At 64.8% G+C, this 9573-nt stretch carries 9 protein-coding genes; 3 read left to right on the top strand and 6 right to left on the bottom strand.

All coding sequences use genetic code 11. The features are described 5' to 3' along the window. Positions 1 to 705: 705 nt before the first annotated feature. From ACIBG0_RS14155 to ACIBG0_RS14145, 3 genes are all read right to left on the bottom strand, one after another. A complete protein-coding gene (locus ACIBG0_RS14155) occupies positions 706 to 900 on the bottom strand; it encodes a DUF5302 domain-containing protein (RefSeq protein WP_397032438.1) in 195 nt (64 codons plus the stop codon). 128 nt (positions 901 to 1028) lie between these two features. Then, positions 1029 to 1529 (bottom strand): pyridoxamine 5'-phosphate oxidase family protein, encoded by a 501-nt coding sequence (locus ACIBG0_RS14150; RefSeq protein ID WP_397032436.1) that lies wholly within the window; start codon positions 1527 to 1529, stop codon positions 1029 to 1031. Positions 1530 to 1564: 35 nt separating this feature from the next. Further along, the gene (locus ACIBG0_RS14145) at positions 1565 to 2266 is read right to left on the bottom strand and encodes an IclR family transcriptional regulator (protein ID WP_397032435.1); all 702 of its coding nucleotides are present in this window, start codon (positions 2264 to 2266) and stop codon (positions 1565 to 1567) included. A 151-nt stretch (positions 2267 to 2417) separates the two neighbouring features. Here ACIBG0_RS14145 and leuC point away from each other — a divergent pair, with 151 nt between their 5' ends. The 3 genes from leuC to ACIBG0_RS14130 all read left to right on the top strand — a co-directional run bounded on the left by leuC (position 2418) and on the right by ACIBG0_RS14130 (position 5407). After that, positions 2418 to 3839, top strand: coding sequence for a 3-isopropylmalate dehydratase large subunit (gene leuC, locus ACIBG0_RS14140; protein ID WP_397032433.1), 1422 nt, complete (start codon positions 2418 to 2420; stop codon positions 3837 to 3839). 152 nt (positions 3840 to 3991) lie between these two features. Further along, a complete protein-coding gene (gene leuD / locus ACIBG0_RS14135) occupies positions 3992 to 4600 on the top strand; it encodes a 3-isopropylmalate dehydratase small subunit (protein ID WP_397032431.1) in 609 nt (202 codons plus the stop codon). A gap of 156 nt (positions 4601 to 4756) precedes the next feature. Then, the gene (locus tag ACIBG0_RS14130; RefSeq protein WP_397032430.1) at positions 4757 to 5407 is read left to right on the top strand and encodes an HU family DNA-binding protein; all 651 of its coding nucleotides are present in this window, start codon (positions 4757 to 4759) and stop codon (positions 5405 to 5407) included. A gap of 166 nt (positions 5408 to 5573) precedes the next feature. Here the strand turns inward: ACIBG0_RS14130 and ACIBG0_RS14125 are convergent, their stop codons facing one another. From ACIBG0_RS14125 to cofC, 3 genes are all read right to left on the bottom strand, one after another. After that, entirely contained in the window at positions 5574 to 6518 is a 945-nt protein-coding gene (locus tag ACIBG0_RS14125; protein WP_397032696.1) for an NUDIX domain-containing protein, read from the bottom strand. A gap of 20 nt (positions 6519 to 6538) precedes the next feature. Further along, positions 6539 to 8698 carry an RNA degradosome polyphosphate kinase gene (locus ACIBG0_RS14120; protein WP_397032428.1) on the bottom strand — a complete coding sequence of 720 codons (2160 nt, stop codon included), beginning with the start codon at positions 8696 to 8698 and terminating at the stop codon, positions 6539 to 6541. 161 nt (positions 8699 to 8859) lie between these two features. Next, positions 8860 to 9552: a 2-phospho-L-lactate guanylyltransferase gene (cofC, locus tag ACIBG0_RS14115; protein WP_397032427.1), complete on the bottom strand. Its 693-nt coding sequence runs from the start codon at positions 9550 to 9552 to the stop codon at positions 8860 to 8862. Between the last annotated feature and the right edge of the window lie 21 nt (positions 9553 to 9573).

Here is a 9573-nt window from a genome sequence, read left to right as displayed (position 1 = left end):
TTGGTGGGTGTGGCCTTGTTTCCGTGGTGTTGGGGTGCGTTTGTCGTGGCGGCGACTGGTCGATCGGTGTTGTGGGGGAATCCCAGGTTCCGTTCGGAGGGCTTCGCCCCCGGATCCCCGAGTTTGGCCGGGGGCTTCGTCCTGGAATGGCAGGTCAGGGGCCGTTGGTGGGTGTGGCCTTGTTTCCGTGGTGTTGGGGTGCGTTTGTCGTGGCGGCGACTGGTCGATCGGTGTTGTGGGGGAATCCCAGGTTCCGTTCGGGGGGCTTCGCCCCCGGATCCCCTAGTTTGGCCGGGGACTTCGTCTCGGAATAGCAGGTCAGGGGGCCGTTGGATGGGTGTGGCCTTGTCCGCGCGGTGCTGGGGTGCGTTTGTCGTGGCGACGACTGGTCGATCAGTGTTGTGAGGGATCCCAGGTTCCCATCCGGAGCGCTTCGCCCAGCTGGCTGCCTGGAGGGCTTCGCGCTTGATCGGCGGTGGGCTCGGAGTTTGCTTCGGAGCGTGAGCTCTGGGGTGTGTTGTGTGGGTGTGGCGATGTTTCCTCGCTGCTGGGGCGCTCGTCTGCTGGAGTGCAGGTTCATCGGCGTGATGTCGAGCACGTGACGGAGGGGCGGTGGTCCGCAGGAGTGCAGGAGTGGCTCGAGGGTTTTGACGATAGGGAAAAGGCCCTCCAGCGGTTTCGCTGAAGGGCCTTCTGGGGGTGTTCCTATCCGCTCTTGCGGCGGAACTCTCGTTTGTGGCTGGCGTTGCCGTGGGCGGCGGATGCCTTGGAGCGGCCGTCGAGGTGTTCGTTCGACTTGGCGTGGTGCTGGTTTTTGCGCTCCAGGGCTTCCTTGAACTTGCGTTTGACCTCTTCGGTGCTGGGTGCCGCCTTGCCGTTGGAACTTTCCGCTTCCGCCATGTCTGCTCCTCGTCGTCGCGGCCGGGTGGCGCGCCACGGGGCGTCGCCGCGCTGCCATTCTGGTCGAACACGATTGACGCTACTGTGCCGGGTGTGGCGTGTCAGGCGGATTTTCCCGCGTGGCGCGATCAGTCGAGGGGTTGGGCGGTGGTGCCGCCTACCGGGAGTTGGGGGAGGCCGAGTTTGCGGTGGTCCCAGCTGCGCAGGCGATCCGGGATCACGCGGACCGCTATGCGCTTGTTGAGCATCTGCTCTACGAGTGGGCGGACTTCTTCGCTGTAGGGGCCGGTGTAGCGCTCCCAGACGCTCACGCCGACGGCGAAGAGCTTTTCCGGATCATCGATGATCTCGGCGTGCCCCTCGATGGAGACGCCGCGCAACTGGTCGTAGGTCTGGCCTGCTTCGACCATGCACGTTACGCGCGGGTCGCGGCGCAGGTTCACCGCTTTCTGTGATTTGGCTTTGGTCTCGAACCAGATCTCGCCGTCGATCAGGCCGTACCACATCGCGGTCAAGTGCGGTGCACCGCTCGGGCCGATGGTGGCCAGCGTCGCGATGCGGCTGCGCTGCAGGAATTCGGAAATCTCGGCGTCGGACATGACGATCTGCGCCCGTTGGTTTACTCCCATGCGCACCAACTCTAAAGGTTCGAAACTGGAACGCGTTACAGTCGCTTGTGCAGTGCGTCCGCGGCGGCGACCAGGTCTGCCGCCCAGCGTGCGCCTGGTCTGCGGCCCATGCGATCGATCGGTCCGGATACCGAAACGGCCGCGATGACATGCCCCGCGGCATCGCGCACCGGTGCGGAGACGCTGGCCACACCGCTGGCCCGCTCGGCGGCGCTCTGGGCCCAGCCGCGCTTGCGGACCTCGGCCAGTGCCCGCTCACCGAATACCGCATCGGCCAGGATGATGCGCTGCAGTTCCGTATCCGCCCAGGCGACCAGCACCTTCGCCGCCGAACCCGCGGTGAGTGGCAGTCGCGCCCCGATCGGCACGGTGTCGCGCAGGCCGACGGGCGGTTCCAAAGCGGCGACGCAGACCCGCGCATTGCCGTCTCGGCAGTAGATCTGAACACTCTCGCCGGTGATTTCACGCAGACGCGGGAGAATGGCCGCGGCAGCCTCGTGCAGTGGATCGGTGGCCCCGGCGGCGAGTTCGGTGAGTGCTGGTCCGGGCCGCCACAGGCCGTTGTTGTCGCGGGCGAGCAGGCGGTGTACTTCGAGCCCCACGGCGAGGCGATGGGCGGTGGCTCGGGGCAGGCCGGTGCGGGTGCATAGTTCGTTGAGACCGCATGGGTGCTCCGCGACGGCATATAACACTGACACCGCTTTGTCGAGGACGCCGATACCGCTATGCTGTCTCATAGAACGATATTAGCGTCTCGGATACTGAGAAAGCCACTTTGTGGTCCGCTCGCTCCGGACGCGTCGGAAACAGCCGAAAAACTTGTGCAGCCGTGCGCGCGCCTCAGCCCGGATCGCGTACCCCGGTTGCTCGTCGGAAAGGTGATCGAGAATGGCCGAGCGCCGCACACTGGCCGAGAAGGTGTGGGAGCAGCATGTCGTCGCCCGCGGAGCGGGCGAGGGCGCCTCCCGAGAGCCGGATCTGATCTACATCGATCTGCACCTCGTACACGAGGTGACCAGCCCGCAGGCCTTCGATGGACTCCGCGCCGCGGGTCGTCCGGTGCGTCGCCCCGATCTCACCATCGCGACCGAGGACCACAACGTCCCGACGATCGATATCGATAAGCCGATCGCGGACCCTATTTCGCGCACCCAGGTCGAGACGCTGCGCCGCAATTGCGCGGAATTCGGTGTGCGACTGCATCCGATGGGGGATCTGGATCAGGGCATCGTGCACGTCGTCGGGCCGCAATTGGGTTTGACCCAGCCGGGGATGACAGTGGTGTGCGGCGATAGTCACACTTCCACGCACGGCGCGTTCGGCGCGCTGGCCATGGGCATCGGCACCAGCGAGGTCGAGCACGTCCTTGCCACGCAGACACTCTCGCTGCGCCCGTTCAAGACCATGGCGATCACCGTGGACGGCCAATTGCCGCCGGGTGTGACGAGTAAGGACCTGATTCTGGCGGTCATCGCCAAGATCGGTACCGGCGGCGGTCAGGGCTTTGTGCTCGAGTATCGCGGCGAGGCCATTCGCGCCATGTCCATGGAGGCGCGAATGACGATCTGCAACATGTCGATCGAGGCGGGCGCGCGGGCCGGCATGATCGCTCCTGACGAAACCACCTATGAATTCCTCAAAGGGCGCCCGCACGCGCCGCAGGGAGCCGACTGGGATGCCGCAGTGGCCGCCTGGGAGGCGCTGAAGACCGATGAGGGCGCCGTTTTCGATGCCGAGGTGCACATAGACGCCGCCTCGCTGACTCCGTTCGTCACCTGGGGCACCAACCCGGGGCAGGGTGCGCCACTGGGCGAGCAGGTGCCCGATCCCGCGCGGATTACCGACGAGACGGCGCGCGAGTCCGCGGAGAAAGCGTTGCGATACATGGATTTGGAGCCGGGTACTCCACTTCGTGATGTATCGGTCGACACCGTATTCGTCGGATCGTGCACCAACGGGCGCATCGAGGATTTGCGTGCGGTGGCCGGGATTTTGAAGGGCCGCCGGGTCGCCGACGGGGTGCGAATGTTGGTTGTACCGGGTTCTATGCGGGTACGCGCCCAGGCGGAAAAAGAAGGACTGGGCGAGATTTTCACCGCGGCGGGTGCCGAATGGCGTCAGGCGGGCTGCTCGATGTGCTTGGGAATGAATCCCGATCAGCTCGCGCCGGGGCAGCGTTGTGCTTCGACTTCGAACCGTAACTTCGAGGGTCGGCAGGGCAAAGGTGGCCGTACACACCTGGTTTCCCCGCTCGTAGCGGCCGCTACGGCGGTCCGCGGCACCCTGTCCTCGCCTGCGGATCTGGACTGATCGGCGCGCGGACGCCGTTGTGTCCGCGCCGATTCGTTGTTCCACCCGCCGGCGACAGCTCGCAGGTCCCCGAAACGGGAGCCGTAGCCACTACTTGCAGGTCGCTCGAAACGATCAGCGCAAATCGTCTAATGACCCAGGAGAATCAGCAAATGGAAGCCTTCACCGTGCACAAGGGGATCGGAGTGCCGCTGCGCCGATCCAATGTCGACACCGATCAGATCATTCCGGCGGTCTACCTGAAGCGCGTGACGCGAACGGGATTCGAAGACGGACTGTTCGCAGCATGGAGATCGGATCCGGACTTCATTCTGAACACCGAGCCGTATAACCGGGGCAGTGTCCTGGTAGCAGGGCCGGACTTCGGCACAGGATCGTCCCGCGAACACGCTGTATGGGCGCTGGCGGACTACGGCTTTCGCGTCGTCATCTCCGCGCGCTTCGCCGACATCTTCCGCGGCAATGCGGGTAAGGGCGGAGTGTTGGCCGCGCAGATGTCACAGAACGATGTCGAAATGCTCTGGAAGTTGCTCGAGGAACAGCCGGGTCTCGAATTGGTAGTAGATCTCGAGGCGCGCACGGTGACGGCCGGAACCGTCGTGTTGCCGTTCGATATTGATGACTACACGCGGTGGCGTCTGCTCGAAGGATTGGACGACATCGGGCTGACACTGCGGCGCAGTGACGTCATCGGCGAGTTCGAAAAGGCAAGGCCAAGTTGGAAACCCACAACCCTTCCGGCGCATATTTCGCAGGCGTAATCACCCGGTAGCGATAGCTGAGTTCGCCTTGGGGCGGTAGCTGGACGTGTGCTAAACCACATGAATTTTGGCGTGGCACATAGACTCTTGCCCAAAGTGGGTTTACCGTGGTACCTAGTCGGTCCGACGACGGGCCATTAGTCTGCGGAGGATTCAATGAACAAGGCGGAACTGATCGACGTTCTGACCGAAAAGTTGGGTACGGACAGGCGCACGGCCACCGCGGCAGTCGAGCATGTGGTCGACACCATCGTGCGCGCGGTGCACAAGGGTCAGAGCGTCACAATCACCGGATTCGGTGTGTTCGAACAGCGTAAGCGTGCGGCTCGCGTCGCGCGGAACCCGCGTACCGGCGAAACCGTGAAGGTGAAGCCCACTTCGGTGCCAGCGTTCCGTCCGGGCGCGCAGTTCAAAGCCGTTATCGCGGGTAAGCAGAAGCTGACCGCGAGCGGCCCTGCGGTAAAGCGCGGCGCGAATGCACCGGTGGCAGCCAAGAAGGCGGCCGCAAAGAAGACAGCGGCGAAGAAGACCGCCGCCAAGAAGACGACCGCTACCAAGGCGCCTGCTAAGAAGACGGCGGCCAAGAAGGCCCCGGCAAAGACGACGGCGCGCAAGGCAACTGCCACCAAGACGGCCGCGAAGAAGGCACCCGCCAAGAAGACCGCCGCCAAGAAGGCGACCCCGGCCAAGAAGTCGACGACCGCGGCCAAGAAGACCACCCCCACTGCCGCCAAGAAGACGGTCGCGAAGAAGGCACCCGCGAAGAAGTCCGCGGCCAAGAAGGCTCCGGCTCGCCGCGCGCGCTGACGCTGAACGCGCAGTGCCGCCGAGTGATTCGGCTCCGCTAGGCGGAATCACCGGCATAACCGACTCGAAACGGCCCCGAGGTTCGCCCCGGGGCCGTTTCGGCTGTCCAGGTCTGGATTCGGTCCGCAGAAGCGACCGGATGACGGTTGTGCTCCCCCGCAGGGCGTCAGGACTTGACGATGGCGTCCGAGAGTGACCGGTCGAGGTGGTCGGCGGCGACCAGTCGACCAGAGGCGAACGACAGCACCCACACACTGCCCTTGCGGTTGCGTGCGGACGGCAGCGTGATGCCGTCCCGATCGGCCCACCACCGCAGCAGATCGGGAATTACCTTGCCCTGACTGCACAGAACGCGCACCGCACGATCCGACACAAGCGAAACGGCGCGCTGTCGAGCCTTGTCCGGCGCTGCGGCATAAGCGGTTTCGGAGAAATCCGGTTCGATGTTGATGGGTGCGCCGAGCTTGTCCGCCAGCGGTTCCACCGTCTGGACGCAGCGCTCCGGATCGGCCGAATATATCTCGGATGCACCGAATGCCAGCAGATTCGGGACCAACGCGTCGGCTTGGGCCCGACCGGCCCGCTCCAGCGGACGCTGCTCGTCCGGACCGTCGAATCGGTGCCTGCTGCCCGCTTTGGCATGCCGCACTACGAGCAGCGTGCTGGTGGCGGCAGGCAGCCGGGTGAAGGCGCGCATCACCTGTCGGTCCATCGGATACGACAACTGGTCCATCACCCGGTCCAAGGTGTGCCACGACAGCACATCGACCTCGGAATTGGCGCTGAATTCACCGCCGCGAACCTCCGCGGCCCAATAATCGACCCGCTTGAGTTTCCGATGGCCAGGAATTGGATAGGTGACATGCCCGAGGTAGCGGCCGAGCCGGCAGTCCAGGCCCGTTTCCTCGCGGACCTCACGCACGGCGGCGAGCACCGGCGTCTCGCCCGGATCGAGTTTGCCTTTCGGCAGCGACCAATCCTGGTACTTGGGGCGGTGCACCACGGCGATCTCGATGCTGCTGGATTCAGCAGCCGCTCTGCGCCACAGCACCGCACCCGCGGCGTGAATGTTGGCTGTTACCCGGGGATCCCAGAACGGTCCCCCGTCCATTTCGTATCCCGTCGCACTGCTCACTGCTGATCCGGTCTCCGCACTCGCATCATGAATTCCTGGTGGTCTCGCACTTCGATGCCGTTGCGATCGGCACCGTCGGGCGAGGCATGCCAGCTCCCGTCGGCTTGGAGTACCCAGCAGCGGGTCGTCGGATACAACGCCGAGTCGAATACCGAACCCAACTGCTCGCACAGTTTCGGATCCTTCACCTGCGCCATGACTTCCACGCGCCGATCCAGATTCCGGTGCATCATGTCGGCGCTGCCGATCCAGTATTGGTCCTGGGCCTGGAAGTGCATGATCCGCGAATGCTCCAGGAATCGACCCAGAATCGAGCGCACCTCGATGTTCTCGCTCATTCCCTCGACACCGGGGCGCAGACCGCAGATGCCGCGCACCACGATCTGCACCGGTACATCGGCCTGAGAAGCTCGGTAGAGCGCGTCGATGACTTGCTCGTCGACAATTGCGTTGGCCTTCATTCGGATTCGCGCCGGGATGCCCTGCTGTGCCAGCTCGATCTCGCGCTGGATCCGTTCGATGATTCCGGCACGGACACCCTGCGGTGCGACAAGCAGGTTGCGGTAGTTCGCCTTTCGCGAGTAACCGGTCAGCGAATTGAATAGATCGGTCAGATCGGCGCCGATTTCCGGTGCGGCGGTGAGCAACCCGACGTCCTCGTACAGACGCGCGGTCTTCGGGTTGTAGTTGCCGGTGCCGATATGGCAGTAGCGGCGGATGGTCGAACCCTCGCGGCGCACCACCAGGCAGGTCTTGCAGTGCGTCTTGAGGCCGATGAGGCCGTAGACCACATGCACCCCGGCCTGCTCCAGCGCGCGGGCCCATTTGATGTTGGCCTGTTCGTCGAAGCGTGCCTTGATTTCGACCAGTGCGACGACCTGTTTACCCGCCTCGGCCGCGTCGATGAGCGCGTTCACGATCGGAGAGTCACCGGAGGTGCGGTACAGGGTCTGCTTGATCGCGAGCACCTGCGGGTCGGCGGCGGCCTGTTCGATGAAGCGCTGCACGCTGGTGGAAAACGAGTCATAGGGGTGGTGCACCAGCACATCGCCCTCGCGCAGCGCCTGGAATACATTGCGAGGGGTTTCGCGCTCGCCGAACGCGGGCGGTGTCGCGGGCACATACGGTGCGTCCTTGAGATTGGGCCGGTCAACGCCGTACACCTGCCACAGGCAAGACAGGTCCAGCAGCCCGGGCACCTGAATCACATCGTCTGGATCGACCTCGAGTTCGCGCAACAGCAGATCGAGCATGTGCTCGGTCATATCGTCGGAGACCTCTAGTCGAACCGGCGAACCGAAGCGGCGACGGGCGAGTTCGCGTTCCAGCGCCTGCAGCAGATCCTCGTCGCGATCCTCGTCGACCTCGAAATCGGCATTGCGGGTGATCCGGAACGAGTGGTGTTCGACGACCTTCATACCCGGGAACAGCAGCTCGAGGTGCGCGGCGATCAGTGCTTCCATCGGTAGGAAGGCCGCGACCGGGGAACCGGAGTCGGTGCGCCGCACGCGTATGAAGCGGTCGACATTGTCGGGCACCTTGACGCGGGCGAAATGCTCACCGCCGGTGGATGCATCCTTCACCGTCACCGCGAGGTTGAGACTCAGGCCGCTGATATAGGGGAACGGGTGCGCCGGATCTACCGCGAGCGGGGTCAGTACCGGGAAGACTTGATCCTGGAAGTAGGCCGAGAGGCGTTGGCGCTCATCGTCGTCCAGGTCGGACCAGTCGATGATCGCGATGCCCTCCGCGGTCAGCGCGGGCAGAACCGCGTCGAGGAAGACGCGGGCATGGCGGTCCGCGATCTCCTGGGCACGTGCCGCGATCAGCTCCAATTGTTCAGTGGGCGAACGGCCGTCGGCCGAACGCACCGAAAGTCCGGTCTCCGCACGGCGTTTGAGGCCGGCGACGCGGACCATATAGAACTCGTCCAGATTCGAGGCGAAAATCGCAAGGAATTTCGCGCGCTCCAACAGCGGCAGCGACGCATCCTCGGCAAGCGCGAGCACCCGGGTGTTGAAGTCGAGCCAACTGAGTTCGCGGTTCAGGTAGCGATCACGTGGCAACCGCTGTGCGGCGGCATCCTCGGCCGGCGGTGTCGCGGCGGGCAGTGGGGTCGGCAGCACTTGTTGTTTGACGGTTTCGATATCGCTCATGCCCGCGCCTCGCTGGCACGCGGCACCGACATGCGCGATGCACGCTGGCTCCGGAATCGCTTGCTTCGCTCACTCACGACAACGATCATCCCTTACGAAGCGGGCCCTGTGCAGCCCGACAGCATCATTGCCGTACGTATCACGCCGGATGTGGCGACCGGCTAGCACACCCGGCGTACCCGTTCGTGAATATGAATCGGCCAACCGATGTCGTGCAGGACAGCACCTGTCGAATCGCCCGCGCCGAGTTCGACGGCGCGGTCCAGATCGTCGGCGGTATCGACGTCGAGCCGCAACCCGGGCCAGTCACCGGGCAGGTCGACCGCGCCCGCGGCGATATGCCGATGCGCCGAGCCAGGGCCGAAACGCGGATCCAGCGGTGCGACAGTATCGCGGACCAACAGCGCGGCCGTGCCGCTGCCCGTGTGATCGACGACGACCGAGCGGACGCCCACCGGCGCGGTGGTCAGCATGTCCGAGAGTTCGTGGGGGCGCACCGCGGGCAGATCCGCCTGCAGGGCCAACAATTCGATCGGGCCGTGCCGGTGCCGCAATGCGGTGGCCGCGTCGGTAAGTGCGGTATTCAAGCCGTCCGGATCGCTCGCGTCGATTACCTCGCGCCGAGGTTCGGGATGGACCACCGCGCCGAGCGTGCGCGCCAGCTCGGCGACGACCGGATCCGGGGTCACCACGGTGACCGATGCGATCCGCGCAACCGCGACGGCGGCGGAGACGGTGTCGGCGAGCATGGCGAGCACCAGCCGGGCCCGGTGTTCCGGGCGCAGCCGATCAGCCAGCCGGCTCTTGGCGCTATCGAGGCTCTTCACCGCGATCACGGCGTGCAACGCATGCATGGTGTTGATCCTTCCATGAGT

Origin of the sequence: Nocardia sp. NPDC050630 (assembly GCF_044457245.1) — a bacterium.
In the GTDB taxonomy this organism is placed as follows: domain Bacteria; phylum Actinomycetota; class Actinomycetes; order Mycobacteriales; family Mycobacteriaceae; genus Nocardia.
Note: the sequence above shows the minus strand (reverse complement) of the source record. Positions and strands in the feature narration are given on the sequence as shown.